Origin of the sequence: Advenella kashmirensis WT001 (assembly GCF_000219915.2) — a bacterium.
Taxonomy (GTDB): Bacteria; Pseudomonadota; Gammaproteobacteria; order Burkholderiales; family Burkholderiaceae_B; genus Advenella; species Advenella kashmirensis.
In genome coordinates this window covers 1,476,063-1,494,653 of sequence record NC_017964.1, presented here as the reverse complement: position 1 = coordinate 1,494,653, position 18,591 = coordinate 1,476,063, and the positions used below count along the sequence as shown (strand labels likewise).

At 53.8% G+C, this 18,591-nt stretch carries 15 protein-coding genes and 4 pseudogenes; 2 read left to right on the top strand and 17 right to left on the bottom strand.

Going from position 1 to position 18,591, the window contains the following annotated elements; genetic code table 11:
• Positions 1-10: 10 nt before the first annotated feature.
• A pseudogene (locus TKWG_RS25870) lies at positions 11-292 on the bottom strand (S8 family serine peptidase); the annotation flags it as partial.
• A gap of 447 nt (positions 293-739) precedes the next feature.
• Positions 740-1,700 (bottom strand): annotated as a pseudogene (locus TKWG_RS07000) (LysR substrate-binding domain-containing protein).
• A 169-nt stretch (positions 1,701-1,869) separates the two neighbouring features.
• Between TKWG_RS07000 and TKWG_RS23210 the strand changes: the two are divergent.
• A complete protein-coding gene (locus tag TKWG_RS23210; protein WP_148274494.1) occupies positions 1,870-2,160 on the top strand; it encodes a hypothetical protein in 291 nt (96 codons plus the stop codon).
• Positions 2,161-2,252: 92 nt separating this feature from the next.
• On the opposite strand, the gene TKWG_RS06995 is transcribed toward TKWG_RS23210, so the two are convergent.
• The 10 genes and pseudogenes from TKWG_RS06995 to TKWG_RS27485 form a co-directional block, all read right to left on the bottom strand.
• The gene (locus TKWG_RS06995; RefSeq protein ID WP_014750176.1) at positions 2,253-3,419 is read right to left on the bottom strand and encodes an aromatic ring-hydroxylating oxygenase subunit alpha; all 1,167 of its coding nucleotides are present in this window, start codon (positions 3,417-3,419) and stop codon (positions 2,253-2,255) included.
• 19 nt (positions 3,420-3,438) lie between these two features.
• Positions 3,439-5,331, bottom strand: coding sequence for an IucA/IucC family protein (locus TKWG_RS06990; RefSeq protein ID WP_238534393.1), 1,893 nt, complete (start codon positions 5,329-5,331; stop codon positions 3,439-3,441).
• A gap of 93 nt (positions 5,332-5,424) precedes the next feature.
• Positions 5,425-5,922, bottom strand: a pseudogene (locus TKWG_RS24710) (GNAT family N-acetyltransferase); the annotation flags it as partial.
• The gene (locus TKWG_RS06985) at positions 5,858-6,250 is read right to left on the bottom strand and encodes a hypothetical protein (RefSeq protein WP_041709130.1); all 393 of its coding nucleotides are present in this window, start codon (positions 6,248-6,250) and stop codon (positions 5,858-5,860) included. The pseudogene TKWG_RS24710 and the gene TKWG_RS06985, both read right to left, overlap by 65 nt.
• Before the next feature lie 65 nt (positions 6,251-6,315).
• Complete coding sequence (locus TKWG_RS06980; RefSeq protein WP_041709128.1) at positions 6,316-7,152, bottom strand: MFS transporter; 837 nt, start codon at positions 7,150-7,152, stop codon at positions 6,316-6,318.
• Complete coding sequence (locus TKWG_RS06975; RefSeq protein WP_264300298.1) at positions 7,149-8,426, bottom strand: lysine N(6)-hydroxylase/L-ornithine N(5)-oxygenase family protein; 1,278 nt, start codon at positions 8,424-8,426, stop codon at positions 7,149-7,151. The genes TKWG_RS06980 and TKWG_RS06975 overlap by 4 nt, the downstream gene beginning before the upstream one ends.
• 69 nt (positions 8,427-8,495) lie before the next feature.
• Positions 8,496-10,676, bottom strand: coding sequence for a TonB-dependent siderophore receptor (locus tag TKWG_RS06970; RefSeq protein ID WP_081489240.1), 2,181 nt, complete (start codon positions 10,674-10,676; stop codon positions 8,496-8,498).
• A 222-nt stretch (positions 10,677-10,898) separates the two neighbouring features.
• Positions 10,899-11,870: a heavy metal translocating P-type ATPase gene (locus TKWG_RS27495; protein WP_456047814.1), complete on the bottom strand. Its 972-nt coding sequence runs from the start codon at positions 11,868-11,870 to the stop codon at positions 10,899-10,901.
• Between the two features lie 35 nt (positions 11,871-11,905).
• Positions 11,906-11,998: a metal-transporting P-type ATPase gene (locus TKWG_RS27490; protein ID WP_014750171.1), complete on the bottom strand. Its 93-nt coding sequence runs from the start codon at positions 11,996-11,998 to the stop codon at positions 11,906-11,908.
• A complete protein-coding gene (locus tag TKWG_RS27485; protein WP_014750170.1) occupies positions 11,992-13,272 on the bottom strand; it encodes a heavy metal translocating P-type ATPase in 1,281 nt (426 codons plus the stop codon). Before TKWG_RS27485 ends, TKWG_RS27490 begins: the two co-directional genes overlap by 7 nt.
• Before the next feature lie 89 nt (positions 13,273-13,361).
• Between TKWG_RS27485 and cadR the strand changes: the two genes are divergently transcribed.
• Positions 13,362-13,793, top strand: coding sequence for a Cd(II)/Pb(II)-responsive transcriptional regulator (gene cadR / locus TKWG_RS06960; protein ID WP_014750169.1), 432 nt, complete (start codon positions 13,362-13,364; stop codon positions 13,791-13,793).
• Positions 13,794-13,855: 62 nt separating this feature from the next.
• Here the strand turns inward: cadR and TKWG_RS06955 are convergent, their stop codons facing one another.
• The 5 genes and pseudogenes from TKWG_RS06955 to pstS all read right to left on the bottom strand — a co-directional run bounded on the left by TKWG_RS06955 (position 13,856) and on the right by pstS (position 18,481).
• Complete coding sequence (locus tag TKWG_RS06955) at positions 13,856-14,143, bottom strand: DUF1330 domain-containing protein (RefSeq protein WP_014750168.1); 288 nt, start codon at positions 14,141-14,143, stop codon at positions 13,856-13,858.
• A gap of 459 nt (positions 14,144-14,602) precedes the next feature.
• Positions 14,603-15,379: a phosphate ABC transporter ATP-binding protein PstB gene (gene pstB, locus TKWG_RS06950; RefSeq protein WP_014750167.1), complete on the bottom strand. Its 777-nt coding sequence runs from the start codon at positions 15,377-15,379 to the stop codon at positions 14,603-14,605.
• A 41-nt stretch (positions 15,380-15,420) separates the two neighbouring features.
• A pseudogene (pstA, locus tag TKWG_RS06945) lies at positions 15,421-16,303 on the bottom strand (phosphate ABC transporter permease PstA).
• 23 nt (positions 16,304-16,326) lie between these two features.
• Positions 16,327-17,286 (bottom strand): phosphate ABC transporter permease subunit PstC, encoded by a 960-nt coding sequence (gene pstC, locus TKWG_RS06940; protein WP_014750166.1) that lies wholly within the window; start codon positions 17,284-17,286, stop codon positions 16,327-16,329.
• 151 nt (positions 17,287-17,437) lie between these two features.
• Entirely contained in the window at positions 17,438-18,481 is a 1,044-nt protein-coding gene (gene pstS, locus TKWG_RS06935) for a phosphate ABC transporter substrate-binding protein PstS (RefSeq protein WP_014750165.1), read from the bottom strand.
• Between the last annotated feature and the right edge of the window lie 110 nt (positions 18,482-18,591).

The window sequence follows — 18,591 nt, the reverse complement described above, 5'->3', positions numbered from 1 at the left end:
CCCCGGCGGCAATACCTGCGCAATGCGTGCCATGACCATTTTCATCCTGGACGTCGGCACCGGTCACAAAGGAGCGCGACTCAATCTGCCGCTGTGCAAAATCCTGATGCTTTAAATCAATGCCGGTATCCAGAACCGCCAGACGGATACCCTGGCCGGTGAAGTCTGAACGATCGGCACTGCAGGCACGTACGCCCCAGGTCGCCTGCGCATCGGGATCGTCCTTCTTGACGCCCGCAGACGGATTCGATGGTATCGCGATTGCATGTACGCTACGCTCGGCCTCAACCATCAGGATATTGCTTTGCGCCTGTTGAGAGGCCATTTGTATCGCATTGCCGGCTGCTACTTCGCAACGGATCAGGGCCGCACCAATATGATTAAAAATAATTGCACAGTTCAGTTCCAGCGTTGTGTCTTGCCGGTCTGTCGTGCTCTCGGCCTGGATCGAAGCGCCGGTAATACGCTGCAAATCCCGTATGCCGTCTTCGGTTCGCCCCTGCCGCAGCAGCACAATATAGCGGCCGGTCGTGCTCGCAGATTCAGCCATACTGTTCTCCTTCTTTATCAATGCAGTCGGATTTCAACAAGATCCTGACAAGCCAGCCGATCAATCAGTCGCCAATCGGCGCATTCACCAGCGACGCGGCAGGCGCCCGCGACACCCAGCAGATGCTTGCGATATCCGATATTAAATACAGCTTACTACAACGGCGAAATAATTTCACTTGTCATTTTCTCATCCGTCATTTTGATGCATTGCCTGGCTATTGTCCGGGTTCTGTTCGCTGCGCGCATCCTGCAACAGGGCCGCACGCGAAGCAGCCAGTTCCTGGGTAATCCAGGTGCGCAATGCCGCCAGTGCAGGCCAGTCGCGCAATGCAGGGCGATATACCAGATGAATGGCATGCGCGGTGTCGTAGGCGACCGAGATGGGTGACAAACGGATCAGCTTGCCATTGCGAATTGCATCTGCAGCAAGCAGCTCTCGCGCCAGCGTCAGACCCAACCCCTGTTCTGCGGCCTGCAGCATCAATCCCATGTCATTGAACTCGGCCACGGTATTGAATGGGACTTGCAAGCCGGCTGCAGCAAACCACGCCTGCCAGGCGCCCGATCGCCCAGCAGCGGTTCCTTTAGAAAGGCCGCGGGCGGCGCGCCGACAAGGCGGCGCGCGTCCACGGCGCAACCGACCACAATCAGTGGCATGGGATCATCAAAAAGACGGTCCGCCACCACACCTTGCCACGGCCCTTTGCCCTCGCGCACCGCAGCATGGTACCCGTCACGTTGCAGATCAACAATTTGCTGAGATGTGGTTATTTCAAGCGCTATATCGGGATGCCGTTCCCGCCAGCGCTCCAGTCTTGGCAATAACCAGCGTTGCGCAAATGAGGCACAACCGAAATGCGCAGCTTTTTCTCTACGCTATTCGATGCCAGCCGGGCCAGTTGCACTCCGTCTTCAAGCTGAATCATTGCAGACTGCACGGAACACAAAAACGCAGCGCCTGCTGCATTAAGCACGATCCTGCGGCCCTGGCGTTCAAACAGCGCAAATCCCAAGGCGCCCTCCAATTGGCGGATCTGCTGGCTCACTGCGCTATGCGTCAGGTGCAGTACCTCTGCAGCAGCGCGCAGGTTTTGCAGTTCGGCTACGGTACGGAAGGCAGGAAGCGTATTTAAAGGGATTCTGGCCATCGCGTTCACACTGGATATGCCTCAGATTGTGGCGAGGCTATTGGTAAGAAAAATTGACCAATCTAGTTAAAAACAATTGATTTTCTTTGGCCAAATGGATAGCTAAACTTACCATAAGTGCGCTGCTTTCAGCAATGCGTATCTACCTCATCGAGAACAAGGAAAGATCATGAATACAGCTATCCAGACCCCTTCCTGCCCCAGCCTTGCCGGCGCATGCCAAAGCCAGAGCCGACTTCGCAGATTGTTCACGAGGTTGTGGTCCAAAGCAGGACGCCCGTCATTGACCGCCCTGCCCGATGCCGTCAATCACGATGACCCCTGGTCAACGGCCGTCAGCCAGATCCAGCATCTGGATTCGCATGTACTGGCTGATATCGGCGCCCCCAGATGGGTCATCGACGAAGTGAGCCGCCGCCAGCGCAACGATGGCATACTGGATATCAATAAAAAATGGTAATGCCAGCACAAAAGTGGCCCGGCGCAGGCGCACAGGCAATACATTAATGCAACTGTGGTGATGGTTGCTGATGTCGTGATGCCACGCCGGACTCAGAAGACATCAGCACCCGACACAGGGCGCGGCGCGCCATCCATATTCATCATGGTGCGATACCAGGCGTGAAATTGCGCCATTCCCTCTTCCAGCGGAATCTGATAGGGCCCGTGATCATTGCGGTTGCGCAAATACAGTGCACGACGCCCTTCATCAATCCTGACCGCAATTTCATCATCCTCTTCGGCCGTCTCCATATACGCCTTGCGATGATACTCGGCCAGTTCCGGACTGAACGCCAGTACATCGTCGGGATAATAGAACTCGATCAGATTCAGCGTCTCGCCGGGCCCCTTGGGAAACAGTGACGACACCACCAGCGCATGCGGGAACAGTTCTATCATCAGCGTAGGATAGATGGCTATCCAGATAGCACCGAACTCAGGCGCCTCATCACCCATGTATTCCTTAAGCAGGCGCTCCCATTCCCGATATACCGGCGTGCCACCTTTTTGCAGGGTCTGTTCAGCGCCGACCGTCTGCTTGCAATACCAGTTGCCGTATGCCCAGCGCAGGGCGTCGCATTCTACGTACTTGCCCAGCCCCGGGTGAAACGGCCCGATATGATAATCGTCATTGTAGATTTCGATAAAGGTTTTCCAGTTGCATGGGCAACTATGGGTTTCCACATGATCCAGCCGGTAATGGGAAAGATCATGGCCCAGGTCATCAAACAGCGTCTGAATATCGTGCGGCAGGCCAGACGGATGCTCAAACAAAAAGCCGCTCATGTTCAGCAATGGAGAGGACTCCAGCTTCTTGCACTGCCGGATTTCAAACTGCGGCGCCGATAAAAGCTCGCCGTCCGCGCGATAGGTCCAGGCATGGACCGGGCAGACAATATTGCCGCCGGTCTGTCCCAGTGAACCGCGATGTTCGGTCAATTCGCAGTTGGTGCTGTAGCTGCCCAGCATCAATGCCTGGCGGTGGCGGCAGACATTGGACATCAGTTTAACGCCGTCGGCGTTGTGCACTAATACCCGCCCGCCGTTTTCCTGTGGTAGCGCGTACCAATCCTGCGCCTGCGGCACACTGTTCTGGTGTCCGACATAAAGCGGACTGCAGCGGAAAATTTGTTGCTGCTCCTGCTCATAAACTGCCTGATCAAAATAGGCACTGACAGGCAGTGGAGAAGCCAGCTTCAGAATGTCTGCAAGGTCCATGCGACTTTCTCCGAAAAGATTACGCGGGTTCAGGCTGCGGCATCAGGTTTGAAGCCTCCAGCTCGGCCACCGACAACGCACGAAAGCGCGCGACGGGGTTGGGCAGGTTCTCGGCCATGGTCAGGCTGCCAGCAGTATCTGACAGATCCACCATCTGCAGGTTGTTTTTCAATTGCAGACGGTTCAGGCACGAGTGTCTGAAATCATCCGCAAAGAAGTCGTAGCGGGCGAATTTGTCGGCCAAAGCTGGATGCGCCTGCTGATAGCGCTTGACCGACAGCGCAGCCAGCATCCAGAACTGCTCTTCACTGCAGCAACCGCTGCTATGCAGGATGTCGCTCATATGCCGGAACACGCCATCAAAAATATCAATGAATATGCCCAGTATTTTGTAATCTTCCGGCACGCTTACCTTGAGACGGGCAATATGCTCCGGAATGTCGAAGTCCTGATCCAGAATCGCGCTTTCTTCGGCAATATCCTTCATGATGCAGCGCTGCGGCACATTACTGTGGTCCATGACCATGATCAGGTTCTCGCCGTGCGGCATGAACACCAGCTCATACGCATAGAAACAATGCACCACAGGCACCAGGAAAGCATCAAAATAACGACTTAACCATTCACCGCCGGACAAACCGGACTGCTCAATCATCAGCGGCAGCAGTGCCTGGCCGTCGCGATCACGATGCAGTAACGATGCCATAGTCATCAGCCGTTCTGTTTTCTGTACTTTGGCGGCCGGGCTTTCGCGCCATAACACGGACAGCATTTTCTTGTAGGGGCTGTCCTTCTTCAGTGCGGCCTCGTAATACCGATTGGTATAGCCGATAGAGGCAACCTCCTGGAGAATATCAAAGCCGTTCTGGCGTAAAAATGGATCGTTGCCAATCAGTTGCTTGAGCCATTCATTAATTGCCGGGGTACCTGCCATGTAATAAGGAGATAAACCGCGCATAAAGCCCATATTAAGAATGGACAGGGAGGTTTTTACATAGCATTTGTCATGATCTGTGTGATTGAAATAGGTGCGGATCGATTGCTGCGCCTGATACATATCCTGGCCAATGCCCAGGTAAACAATATTTCGTTGCGCAATGTCTGCGGCAAACGCAATGCTCAAGCGGTTGAACCACTGCCATTGATGCGTGGGCATGAACAGATAATCATCGGGGTCCAGTCCCTGTGCCTGCAACTGTGAGCGGTAGTCGGTTACCTGCTGCGACCCCAGTTCACTACGCACAAAACTGTCGTATTCCAGCGTGGACAGCGATGCGAAATGGGCATGGGCGCGATGGACCGCCAGCCATACCAGCGTAAAGCGACTGCCGGTTTCCGGCGTATAGCTTTCATAATCGAACACATTAAAGCCTATGCGACCGTTGTTGGCCACAAAGCCCGGATGCCCCTCTGTCATGGCTGCTTCTATCTGCTGATAGTCCGCGTGCAATAGAGCCTTGCTATCCAATGACTGGTGGCATCGCTTATATGCTGCGCCATACAGCGTACTGCTTATCTCATCGAGATAAACCGGCAATTTGTCGGCTGGTATGGCCAGCGTGTCCTTGAAGTCGATAATAAACGACAAGGCATCCGGGTCAAGCGTCTGGCCATTGCTGATACGGGTGACCGATGGCTCTGAAACATGCCAGTGCCGTAACATCATGGGGCGAGCCAGGTACTGATACTGCGTTTGGCCATCGTCTGAGACCAGTACATAGGCCTGCAGGCTATCGTCATGCTCAGCATGGCGAGCATCATGAGGCGCGTCACTATGCGCAGGCGTTAGAATCTGCTCGTGCGAAAACTCGGCAATGGCTTTGGCAACCAGATGACGATTGACATGTTTCCAGATCTCGGGTTCGAGATGACGCAAATGCTGTTGCGCTGACGGTACGGGATAATGGCTCATCTTAGTATTTCCTGAAAGTGATAGGGTTGCTTCGAAGGCTGGCCTGGTAGCGATAGACAGCATGGCTTGCTTGGTTTTAAGAGCAATAAGACCAACCTCTGCAAATCCGGCCTTGCGGTTGATTGCTCTTACCTTGTCATTGCGGCTATCGGGTTCAACCACGACCCGTCGTGCACCAACCTGATGAAACAGGTAATGCATGACATGCCGCATGACATCCAGCGTATAGCCACGGCGCTTTTCGGTTGCCGGCGCCACAAAAAAATGCATGCCGATATCGCCGGGCTGCACCTCGTAATGCCCGGCGATAGCATGATGCTGCGGGTCATAGCATTCGAGCAGAAAACAAATCTGTCCATGCTGCGTACCCACCCAGGCCCATTCGCGCGAACTGGCCTGCTGCGCCTTGTAAAAGGCCAGCACTTCCTGCCGGCTCATGCCTGCCATGTCCCAGTAGTTGGCATATTCCAGGTCGAACCAAGGATGAAATACGGGTACATCCTGTTCGGGAACAAGTTCCCGAATCTCAAACGCGCCGGGATTCCAGTTCAATTTCGCTGCTCCTGTCTGTATCGGCGCCCTGCGGAACACCGGTTGTCTTGATATGGTCCAGATTCAGCGTCAGCTTATTGGCCAGCCAGGTCAACGCGATGCCGCCTGCGGCAATCAGGAACACGGCCTGATGGCTGATCAGACTGACGATATAGCCTGCGCACCAGGACGAAATAAGCACGCCCAGGTTCTGGAAAAAATTGGTGATACTGAAGTGATGTGCATAGTCTTCCTTGCGACTGATGCTAAACAGACTGACTTCAAGCTTGACGGCAACCTGGAACAGCCCCCAGCCGTACATGCAACGCCCGATCACAATGGCAATGTCGGACGGGATAGACTGCAGGTACAGGCCGACCAGCGACAACAGCAGATTCCAGGAGAGGTTTTCATTGCGCTGCGTCGCCGTCGCGCTCAGCCGATGCTTGACAATCAGGCAACCACCGCCGCCAGTCCTGGTATGGCAAAAATCAAGCCGGCCAGTGTCTGGTCCTTGTGTGCCGTCGCATAAATCCAGTATTCGGAGAAGAACGGCCGTATCAGATAGGCACTGAAATCAAACACAAACATAATCAGGCTGAGCGTCAGAATGCCCTTGGTCAAATGCGAGAATCCGCGGCGTGTGGCTACCGGCGCGGGTGCCGTGGCATCATCAGCAACGATCGCCGCTGTATCCTTGATGTCCTGTGCATTGATATCCTCCTGCTTGTTGATCTTGATGATTTTCCCCGTGCGATTGAGCCAGAGCGTAATCGCCATTTGGCCAAAATCACCAGCGGCCATCAGAACCAGTGCCGCACTCGCTCCCAAGTGCTGCAATATATAACCCCCCGAAGCCGCGGCCAGAATGCCCGAGATGTGCACCACAACAGAGAGCAGCGCGATGGTCCGGCTGTGTTCATCGCTATTGACGATGCGCATCAGGTACGGAAACATCAGCAAGTAACTGCTTTTGAACATGAACATGAGCATGGTCAAAACCCAGTACTGCGTCAGCGTTTCTGCCCAGATGGCCGACAGACACAGCAGGCCCGCGATGCATTGGGTAAAACCAATAAGCGACATGGGCTCGAACCGTTTGGCTACCCGCACCCAAATCGGCAGCGTACACATGACGGCAATCGATATCGCTGCCACATACATCCCTGTGTGCACCTGATCGGTGTTGCCATAGCGCATGTCAAAAAACTGCGGATAAAAACCGATAAGCACGGTATCGCTCATCATGCCCAGCGCGGACATAATGATAATGGCAAGGCGTATGGTCATTGGTCGCTCAACTGTGCAAACTGGTTGTTCTCTTGCGGCGTGAACGCCTGGAACGTCGTACCGGTATCAATCGCATACACTTGCCGCTTCATAATCGCATTGATAATGCGGGCATTGCGAAAGCAATTTAATCCCAGATCGGGGTTGGTCAGACCGTGGCTGTCAAAGCCCGCGTTCTGAATGTAGACTTCATCTCCATTGATATCCGCTGCGTAATCCTGAGCCAGACGGTAGCGCCCCTGGCTGGTCAGATGGAGTCTGTCAGCAATCCCCTGCATAAAGTCGGGTATACGATAGCAATAGCCGGTGGCAAACACGATTTCATCTGTCATGAAGCGATACCGCTTGCCAGTCTGGCAATGATCAAAAACCAGTTCCGTGTCGCTGCCGCGTCGGCTGCATTGCGTAAGTGCCATATTGGTGTACAGATGGGTGCGGCTGGCGCTGTCTGGCGACTTTTCATCCAGCTCGTCATAAATCTGTTCAATCAGGCTGGTATTGATGCCATTGAATATGCTGACCTGGTCCTGCAGCGTCTTGTGCTTTTGCTGTTCGTCCAGCTGGTAAAAATGCTCGGCATAGTCAGGCGTAATCAGTTCAAGCGTAAGCTTGCCGGTTTCCATCTGAAAGAAACGGGAAGAACGCGTGATCCAGTACAGTTCGTAATCGTGTTGCTCCATATCCTGCAGCAGATCATAATAGATCTCGGCGCCACTCTGGCCACTGCCGATCACCGTAATTCTGCGTGCTTTCTGCAACCTGGCTTTTTGCCGCAGGTACTGGCCGGTATGCGCTGACAAATAGTCTTCACCAACGCAAGCCGGCAGGCTGGGCACGCTACCAATACCGACCACCAGCCTGCGTGCACGATATTGCAACTGACATTGATTGCGTAAATCGGTTACTGTAGCCACGTAGCATTGATCGGCATCGTCATACGCCAGCGCGGTCACTTTCCGTTCATAATGGACACTGTCCAGTTGCGAGGCGGCCCACTGGCAATAACGATTGTATTCCTGCCGGGTCAGATAAAAATTCTCCCGAAAATAATAGCGGTAGATTTTCCCGTGCTGCTTGCAGTAGTTCAGATAAGTAAAGGGGCTGGTCGGGTCCGCCAGCGTAACCAGGTCGGCCATGAAGTTGTTCTGCAGCGTCGTGCCCGGGATCATCATGCCATCGTGCCAGCTGAACGCGCTCTTGCGCTCCAGAAACACGGCGGTCAGATTCTCTACTGGCGCCATCAGACATGCCAGGCCCAGGTTGAAGGGCCCCAGGCTATCCCAAGTACATCGTAAATTGTGTCTGCCGCTTGGCTGCCCTTCATTATCTGCTACCTTGATTCTTTAGTACTTTAATTGAACATTCATGCCGACCGAGCGCGATGGAGCGTAAAAGCCTTGCTCCCATTGCGTTGAGGTCAGGTATTTCTTGTCAAACAGGTTCTTGACGTTGACGCCCACCGTGACATTCTTGTTGACTTCGTAACTGGCCATCAGATCGGCCACGGCATACGATTTTTGTTTCAGATGGATGTCTTCTCCTGCCGGAGTCTGGCCTTGCAGGCGACTTGTGCCGGATTGCCAGCGCACCGCGCCGCCTACCTTCAGCCCTTGAACCGCAGGGACTGCGTAAGACGCTGCGACAGTAAAGGAATTTTTCGGGACAAACTGGCGTACTGCCTTACCGTCCTCATCCTTGATTGAGAAAAAGTGGGTATAGCCGGCGCTGACCTGCAGACCAGGCATGACTTCACCTTGCAAGGCCAGTTCAAAACCAGCAGAGCGAGAGTTCACCGCCTTATATCGACTCAGGCCATCCAGGAATGTGTCATATTCCGCTGTATTGTCCTGCTCGGCCCGAAATAGCGCGACACTGCCATTGATTTTGCCGTCGCTCGACTCGCCTTTGAGGCCAATTTCATAGTTTTTTCCTTCAATGGCCGGCAGGATCTGGCCATTGATGTCTACTTGAGATTGTGGATTGAAAATACCTGTATAGCTGGCATACACCGAATAATTGTCATTCAGGTCATAGATCAGACCCAGATAGGGAGACAGTTTATTGCGCTTGTATTCACGAGGCTCGCCGTAGTGCTCGCCCGTACTGGTTGCCCGGGTGTAGTTAAGACCGGCAATCACTTTGAAATCATCGTGCAGGTTCAGGCGTGTCGCCGCAAACGCCGTCGTTTTACGAACCGTAAAATCGGAAAAGGTTTCAGTTCCATTCGCAAAATCGGGCCTTGGAAACTGTCTGTCCCAGGTGAACAAAGACGGCAAAGCCACACCCACATCCGCTTCCAGCGAGGTCATGTAATTTTTGCTGCGATTGGCATTGATACCGAACATCACGTCGTGCTCGCGGCCGCCCAGCCAGTATTTTCCTGTGGTGCTGATATCAGCAATCCATTGCTTCTCGTATCGATCGTACTTTGTCGGATAGGTCGAGAGCCCCAAGCCTGTCGTTCGATCCGGCACGCCATATGCCAGAAACTGCTCGGCATCCTGTGTGATCTTCCGATAAGTTAATGAGCCTTTGGTCTTCCAGCCGCCACCCCAATCGTGACTCAACTCAGCAAAGCTGGTCTGGTCCGTGGTATTCCAGTAAGCCCAGTCCGGCGCGTAGCTATCCGATACATCGTAATCAATCGCACTGCCGTCGTTATAGTAAAGCGACAAGGCACCCCACATGGGTGATTTCGATTTGTTCCTCTGATAAGTGTGTCCCAGCGTTAACGTAGTCCTGTCTCCCAGATCTGCATCCACAATCACGCCCAGCATGCGCTTTTCCAGGCCATAGCGATCCAAGTGGGAATTGCCTTTCTGATAGGCGCCGATGAGCCTGCCACGTACGGAACCGCTGTCGTTCAGGGGTGAAGAGATGTCGACATCGAGCCGACGCGTGGCAAAGGAACTGTACGATAAACCTGCGTTGGCAGAAAACTCGCGCTTGGGACGCTTACGTATGAAATTGACGGTTCCCGATGGATTACCGGTGTTGGACAACAGGCCATTGGCCCCCTTGAGCACTTCAACCCGGTCATAAAAAGCCATGTCCAGGTCGCCGATCTGCTCTTCGGTGGAAAATGGCATTCCCACGCCATCCACTTGAAAGTTGGTAACGTCATAACCGCGGATGATGTAGTAATTGCGATCCGTTTCCACCTGCTGCACAAACACGCCGGGAACTGCAGAAAGCAAGGACGTCGCGTTATTCAGCCGGAAGTCGTCCATTTGGGTGCGAGTTACCACATTGATGGTTTGCGGCGTCTCGCGCGGTGACAACGGCATGCGCGTCGCGCTTGTTGCAACGGGAACGCTATACAGTCCCGTGCCCTCGCTGGTAGCATCATTGACGCTGACCGCATTGATCGGTTGCAGGGTCGCCACCGATGAGGATGCACCTGCTGTGGCCGTTGCAGTCTGCGCAACCGCTGGCGCCGCTAGCGCCCCAAGAATGGAAACCAACAGAATATTGGGGGTAAACCTGCTGCCGCTGTGACCAAAATACATCGATGAAACCGCCATAAAAAGCCCTCGTTATCTTTTGATGATAAAACCAAATGATAACTATTTCTATTTATATTTGCAATTAAATGTTAATGGCAGCTTTTCGATTCCGTTAATTTATGACAATTGAAATAATGTGAATGACCATGCGCCGGGGCTGTCGACCGTTATTGGGGCGATCGCCTGTCCCGGGCATGTTTTGTTGCTATTGACACAATTTTTTTCGACTATTTGCTGCAATCAGACGGCTTCATTTGTCTCCTGCAGCTTCGGGCCGGCCCGCAATAACCGCAACCCATTGGCCACCACCAGCAGGCTGGCACCAACATCGGCAAAAACCGCAAGCCACATGGAACCCATCCCCAACAGGACAAGGACCAGGAAAACCGCTTTGATACCAAGGGCCAGGCTGATGTTTTGCACCAGCACGCGGCGCGTGGTGCGCGACAGCTTGAGAAATGCGGGAATTTTGAGCAGATTATCATCCATCAGCGCCACGTCCGCCGTTTCGATTGCCGTATCGGAACCCATAGCGCCCATCGCGAACCCGATATTGGCTTGCGCCAGCGCCGGCGCATCATTCATGCCGTCTCCGACCATGCCGACCACCGTGCGATCGTCTTGTTGCAGCTTCTGCACCACTTGCTGCTTTTCCTGCGGCAACAACTGTGCATGGGCCTGGGTCACACCACTGGTTTTGGCAATGGCGTCAACAACAGACTGATGATCGCCCGACAGCATCACGGTCTTGACACCCAACTGATGCAATTGCTCAATCGCCTTGATACTGCTGTCCTTGATTTTGTCGGCGGCGGTAAACAACATGCAAGCGGCGCCTGTGTTCATCAGCAGCACAACACTTTGACCACTGGTTTGTGCCGCCGTCACGCTGTCTCTGACCGCAGCGGTCATAAGACCCAGCTCCTGCGCCCACACGGCACTGCCCAGATACCAACGCTCGTCATCAATCACGCCTTGCACGCCCCGCCCTGCCACAGCAACGAAATCAGCTACTGTCATGGCCAACATGGCAGCCGCCTCGGGCGCCTGTGCGATGGCCCGTGAGACGGGATGATCAGAGCGTGCAGCAAGACTCACCGCAATGCGCTGCAGTTGCTCAACAGATCGTTCCTGACCCAGCGGTATCAAGCCCGTCTGCACCGGCTGGCCTTGGGTGATCGTGCCAGTCTTGTCCAGTGCCAGCCAACGCATGCGATGCCCCTGCTCCAGATACACACCACCCTTGATCAGGATCCCCATGCGGCCGCTGCGGTCAGTCCGCTGACCACGGTCACCGGTGTCGAGATGACCAGGGCGCAGGGGCAGGCAATAATCAGCACGACCAGCGCCTGGTAAATCCAGGCAGCCAGGCCCCTCCAAAAAAGAGCGGCGGGATGACCGCAAGCAAAATGGCCAACACCACTACTGCGGGCGTGTAATAGCGCGAGAACGTGTCAACAAAACGCTGCGTCGGCGCCTTGACCGCCTGGGCCTCTTCAATCTGGTTGATGATGCGGGCCAGCGTTGTGCTGTCGGCCGCCGCAGTCACATCAATTTCTATTTCGCCGGCTTCGTTGACAGTGCCGGCAAACACCGTATCACCCAGCTGTTTATCTACCGGCACGCTTTCGCCGGTAATAGGCGCCTGATTTACGGTTGTCACGCCACGAACAATACGGCCATCCAGTCCGATGCGCTCGCCCGGTGCAATACGCACAAGGCTGCCGACAGCGACTTGCGCGACTTCACGCTTCTGCCATTGCCCATCGATCTGTACCGTCACCGTTTCGGGCGCCAGGTTCATCAGTCCGGCCACAGCCGCGCGGGTTCTATCCAGCGATTTTGCCTCAATCCATTCAGACAGCGTAAACAGCACCATGACCATGGCCGCTTCAGGCCACTGGCCGATCAGCAAGGCGCAGGTGACGGCAATACTCATAAGCGCATTGATGTTCAGATCGCCGTAACGCAGCGCAACCAGGCCCTTGCGGTAGGTGGCGGTACCTGCCAGGGCAACGGCGGCAATAGCGCAGACAATCGTCAGCCAGGTTGGTCCGCCGAACCAGTGGACCAGCTCCGATGCCAGCGCCAGCGCCCCGCCCAGCGCGAGATGCCACCAGGCCGGCAGGATGCCGCCGGCAATATTGGGAGAGACTTCGCCTTCCGGCTGCGCAAGCAAGGTGCCTTGCGCTGATCCGTGCGTGTGATCGTGCCCCTGGGCGCAGTGACTACCGTCGTGGTTGTGTTCGTGCTGATGATGATCGTGTGCGCCGTGCACCCCGCTGTCTCCATGACTGTGCGGGGCGCCGGCAATTGTCTGTCCGCCTGTAGTGGCATGCGAATGCCCGCAGCAACCTGTTTTGCTGATTGTCCGTGCAGTTGCGGACTTGCCATCGTGCAGCTCCGGCGTAAAGCCGATCTTGCGAATAGCCTGCATGACCTCTTCCAGTATGGCCGGATCATGCGTTACAGACAGAACGCGGGACATGAGATTGAAACGAAGGTCGGTTACCCCTGGCTTTTTCTCCAGCGCCTTGCGCAATAACCGCTCTTCAGTCGGGCAGTCCATTTGCTCGATTCTGATGGCGGTAACTCGGGTTTGCTGCTCTGACATGCTTGAACTCCAATTACATCGTATAATGGCATTTAAAACCCTGAAGTAACTTTAGAGTCAAGGGATTATTGAACAGGACAGGAAAAAAGATGAAAATCGGAGAATTGGCCCGTTTGCAGGGATGTACCCCCGAAACAATCCGCTTTTATGAAAAAGCCGGACTGCTGCCGGCACCCGTCAGGACAGAGGGTAATTACCGACACTATGACAATGAACATGTACAACGCTTGCGCTTTATTCGGAACTGCCGGATTCTGGATATGTCCCACGACGAAATCCGTACCCTGTTGCAGGCGCATGATGAAACCCCGGACGACTGCCAGCCGGTCAATCGGTCAATTGACGCGCATATTGAACACGTAGAAACGCGTATCCGGGAATTGAGCCAGTTAAAAGCACAACTGGCCTCGCTGAGACAACGCTGCACCGTCCCTCATGATGTCAAAAACTGCGGCATCTTTCTTGAACTGCAGACGGCAGAGATGGCAGATCCGCACGTGCACGGCCACACGCATCTGTAAACCCCCGGTAACCCACAAGTCCAACAGCATGGGTGCACAGCAATAGAATCCAACCCGGTCTTTCAGACGCCAGGAACCATCAGGAACTGTGCCTCGGAAAAGGGCTCGCGGATCGCTTTGGCAGCCTGGTACTGAGCAGAATCATAAAACGTACGGGCATGCTGCTCGTCGGGAAACTCCACCACAACGATACGCTGCTGCTCTTGCGGCCCCTCAAGGGTAACCGGCGCAGGACAACGCACCAGAAATCGCCCGCCATGGGCAGCCACAATATCAGGTGTCAAAGCGGTATACGCTGCATAGCCTTCAGGGTCATTGACTTTTACCCGGACGATCAGATAGTACGCCATCGTATGAATGTTCCTCGGAATAATTGGAAGCAAGACTGCCTGCTCCGATAATACTATATCTGGATAAAGCGGCGTATTTACGCAAGGGACCATCGTCCCACAGGCGTCATCGACATTAGCAAGCGCGCCGCCTGGGCGCATCCTGGCTGCGCACCACAACAAGGACCGCATGCCTGAAAACGAAGCGCCCCGCACGAGGCGGGGCGGCGCAATGGATTCACCTATCCATATTATCTAACATTGTTTTAAACATTGCGCCCGCAAATATTACCAATAGATGGGAAAACGCATTGCTAGGGATAACCCTTGGTTGTGGCAAAAATATCCAACAGAATCCAGAGGGGCTGGTTCAAAACAAACTGCGCCCTGCGGTAGCCGACGAATCGAATACCGCAGGGCGCAGTTTTTCTCGTATAGAACAAGCCGGAACAGGCCGCAGCCTGCCGCGAAATGCGATGGTTAGCCGAAACGGCCAGTAATATAGTCTTCGGTTTCCTTGCGCTTGGGTTTAACGAACATTTGTTCCGTTTCGCCAAACTCCATCATTTCACCCAGGTACATGTACGCCGTGTAATCGGAGCAACGTGCCGCCTGTTGCATATTGTGCGTAACGATGGCAACCGTATAGTCTTTTTTCAATTCGGTAATCAACTCTTCGATTTTAACTGTAGAGATCGGATCCAGCGCGGAACATGGTTCATCCAGCAACAGCACCTCTGGTTTGATGGCAACGCCACGGGCAATACACAGGCGCTGCTGCTGACCACCGGACAGGCCATTGCCGCTTTGACTCAGTTTGTCTTTTACTTCGTTCCACAGAGCAGCTTTGGTCAGGGCCCACTCGACCCGTTCATCCATCGCCGCCTTGGACAGGCGCTCGAACAACTTGACGCCAAAGGCCACATTATCATATATGCTCATTGGAAAAGGCGTGGGCTTCTGAAACACCATGCCGACCTTGGCACGCAACAGCGAAATATCCTGTGCAGACGTTAGCAGGTTCTCGCCATCCATGTTGATTTCACCTTCGGCACGCTGGCCCGGGTAAAGTTCGTACATGCGGTTGAAGGTACGCAGCAGCGTGGATTTACCGCAGCCGGACGGGCCAATAAATGCCGTTACCTTGTTCTTTGCGATCCGTATGTTCACGTCTTTGATGGCGTGAAATTTTCCATAATAGAAGTTCAAATTCTTGACTTCAATCTTTGTCTGGTCAATCGTAACCAAGTTTTCCATGAGTGTCTTCCTGACGAATACTTTAATTTAGGGGTCGCTGACTATTGTTTGCGAAACAAGTTACGGGCGAGAATATTGAGCGCCAGCACCAGCAATGTGATGAGGGTGGCGCCAGCCCACGCCAACTCATTCCAGTCCTTGAACGGACTTGCAGCGTATTGATAGATCACCACCGGCAGATTGGCCATTGGCGCATTCATGTTCCAGCTGGTGAACTGGTTCGACAGCGCGGTAAACAGCAGCGGCGCGGTTTCGCCGGCAATACGGGCCACCGCCAGCAAGACGCCAGTCAGAATCCCAGACATGGCTGCTTTATAACATACCAGCGTAATCACGCGCCATTTCGGGCAGCCCAGTGCAGACGCAGCCTCGCGCAGACTGTTGGGCACCAGCGCCAGCATATTGTCTGTAGTACGCACCACCACAGGAATAACCAGAATGGCCAATGCAAAGGAACCGGCCCAACCGAATAGTGCCCCGAGTTGGCAACCACAATGGCATAAATGAACAGGCCGATCACGATGGATGGCGCAGAGAGCAGCACGTCATTCAAAAAGCGGGTTGCCGGTGCCAGCCAGCCGCGTTGTCCATATTCAGCCAGATAGTTCCGGCCAGAATGCCAATCGGCGTACCGATAGCCGTGCCAACCCCGGACATGAGCACGGAACCGATCAGCGCATTGGCCAGCCCGCCTGATTCGCCCGGACCTGGTGTTTTTTCAGTAAAGAGCGAAAATGAGAGCGAACCGCCGCCCTTCACAGCCAGCGTGAACAGGATCCAGACCAGCCAAAACAGGCCGAACAGCAGCGCTGCCGACGATAAGACAAGCATGACCTTGTTGCGCATATGGCGGCGACGGTAAATCCAGTTGCCGGGATTGATGGCCGAATTGGCCTGCGATGTTGTTGCTGTCGTTGTATTCATGATTTATCTCTTGAGCCCCACAATCAGGATTTTTTACCTTCGGCCGCTGACAATCTTGCCAACATGAGGCGCGAAGCCATCAATACCAAGGTTGTGATCAGGAACAGGATCAGGCCCAATTCAATCAGGGAAGATTTCTGCAAGCCACCGGCTTCATTGAATTCGTTGGCAATGGCCGAAGCGATCGAGTTGGACGGATCGAAAACACCACCCGGCAGGCGAAACGAGTTGCCGATCACAAACGTAACGGCCATGGTTTCACCCAATGCACGGCCAAGACCGAGCATGATGCCGCCGATCACGCCGGTTTTTGTGTAGGGGAGTACGACGCGCCACATGACTTCCCAGGTCGTAGACCCCAGGCCATAGGCCGACTCCTTGAGCATGGGAGGAACCACTTCAAATACGTCTCGCATGACCGAAGCAATATAGGGAATGACCATAATGGACAGCACCAGGCCGGCCGTAAACAGGCCGATACCAAAGGGAGCGCCCTGGAAAAACTGCCCGATAAAGGGCACACTGCCCAGCACATTGATCAATGTAGGCTGGACATATTGCTGAAAGATGGGAACAAAGACGAACAAACCCCACATACCGTAAATAATGGATGGAATGGCCGCCAGCAGCTCAACCGCAGTACCCAGGGGACGACGCAGCCAGGTTGGAGCCAGTTCGGTAAGGAACATGGCAATACCAAAAGAAACCGGCACAGCGATAATAAGGGCCACAAACGCGGTAATCAGCGTACCAATGATAGGCACGACAGCGCCGTAAACGTCATTGACAGGGTCCCAGTCATTTGTCCACAAAAACGCCGCACCATACTTGAGCAGCGTCTCCTGACTTCCATACAACAGTGAAACCATGATGGCCGCAAGTAGCATGAATACGAAAAAGGCAAAAAAACGTGCCACATTCTTGAACAACATGTCGGCAAACGCATTGCTCTTGGCCGGTGTCGGGGGAAGTTGTTTTTGCATAGTCTGGATGGCGGACCGGTTAGGCTCGGCCCCTGTTGTCGTTATCGAAACGCTCATTGTAAACCCGTCTTGGTGTTCGTAAAAAACATGGCGGCTTAAATTGATTAAGTCGCCATGTTTTGTTCAGAGGGTCAAGTCTTGATAGACCTGATTATTTCCAAACCGCCTGACCGTCTGCCGTTTTGATCTCGGAAGCCCAGGCTGCGCGAACTTCTTTGGTTACAGCGTCTGGCAGTGGCACATAGTCGATATCAGCAGCGGCTTTCGCACCATTTTTGAATGCCCAGTCAAAGAACGACAGAACGGCTTTAGTCTGTTCTGGCTTGTCGGCTTTCTTGTGCACCAGAATAAAGGTAGCTGCCGTTACAGGCCAGGAATCAGCACCTGGCTCTTCAGTCAGTACAACACCCATGCCTGGTGCGCTTTTCCAGTCGGCGTTGGCTGCAGCGGCTGCAAACGCTTTTTGTTCAGGCTGAACGAATTTGCCATCTTTGTTTTTCAGCTGAGTCCAGGACAGATTGTTCTGTTTGGCATACGCGTATTCAACATAGCCGATAGCGTTTTTGAGCTGACCCACATAAGCGGCTACGCCTTCGTTACCCTTGCCGCCCTGTCCTGTTGGCCACTTAACGGCCTTGCCTTCACCCACTTTTTCTTTCCACTCGGCAGAAACCTTGGATAGGTAGTTTGTCCAGCCAAAGGTCGTGCCTGAACCATCCGAACGATGAACAACGATAATGGCCGCGTCAGGCAAAGTAACACCAGGGTTCAGGGAAGCAATCGCCTGATCATTCCACTTGGTGATTTTACCCAGGAAGATATCGGCCAGAACAGGACCTGTCAGTTTGAGTTGACCTGGTTTGATGCCATCGATATTTACGACTGCAACGGTGCCGCCAATAACTGCTGGAAACTGCAACAGACCGTTTTCAGCCAGTTTCTTTTCGTTCAATGGATCATCGGATGCACCGAAATCTACTGTCTTGGCGATAATTTGTTGTTGGCCGCCACCAGAACCGATAGATTGGTAATTGATTTTATTACCGGTCTCAGCTGCGTACATGGATGCCCATTTGGCATAAACGGGGTATGGAAAAGAAGCGCCTGCGCCGGTCACGTTGGCGGCCTGTGCGGCGAAAGTCGCGGTCGACAGCGCGATGGCGACAGAGACGCTTTTAAGTGCATGTTTGAACATGTATATTCCTTAATACGTTAAAGAGGTAACAAAATACGAACCTTGATGTCCATGCCGAGTATAGTAAAACGCTTATATGACAAGATAGTGACAAATATAAGGCAGTTTTT

Coding starts and splice junctions, on each gene's coding strand:
- TKWG_RS06980 (WP_041709128.1), bottom strand. CDS start 7,152: ATGACCATACGCCTTGCCATTATCATTATGTCCGCGCTGGGCATGATG.
- pstC (WP_014750166.1), bottom strand. CDS start 17,286: ATGCAAAAACAACTTCCCCCGACACCGGCCAAGAGCAATGCGTTTGCC.
- TKWG_RS27495 (WP_456047814.1), bottom strand. CDS start 11,870: ATGCGTTGGCTGGCACTGGACAAGACTGGCACGATCACCCAAGGCCAG.
- TKWG_RS23210 (WP_148274494.1), top strand. CDS start 1,870: ATGAATACAGCTATCCAGACCCCTTCCTGCCCCAGCCTTGCCGGCGCA.
- TKWG_RS06995 (WP_014750176.1), bottom strand. CDS start 3,419: ATGGACCTTGCAGACATTCTGAAGCTGGCTTCTCCACTGCCTGTCAGT.
- TKWG_RS06990 (WP_238534393.1), bottom strand. CDS start 5,331: ATGAGCCATTATCCCGTACCGTCAGCGCAACAGCATTTGCGTCATCTC.
- TKWG_RS06970 (WP_081489240.1), bottom strand. CDS start 10,676: ATGGCGGTTTCATCGATGTATTTTGGTCACAGCGGCAGCAGGTTTACC.
- cadR (WP_014750169.1), top strand. CDS start 13,362: ATGAAAATCGGAGAATTGGCCCGTTTGCAGGGATGTACCCCCGAAACA.
- pstS (WP_014750165.1), bottom strand. CDS start 18,481: ATGTTCAAACATGCACTTAAAAGCGTCTCTGTCGCCATCGCGCTGTCG.
- pstB (WP_014750167.1), bottom strand. CDS start 15,379: ATGGAAAACTTGGTTACGATTGACCAGACAAAGATTGAAGTCAAGAAT.
- TKWG_RS06955 (WP_014750168.1), bottom strand. CDS start 14,143: ATGGCGTACTATCTGATCGTCCGGGTAAAAGTCAATGACCCTGAAGGC.
- TKWG_RS27485 (WP_014750170.1), bottom strand. CDS start 13,272: ATGTCAGAGCAGCAAACCCGAGTTACCGCCATCAGAATCGAGCAAATG.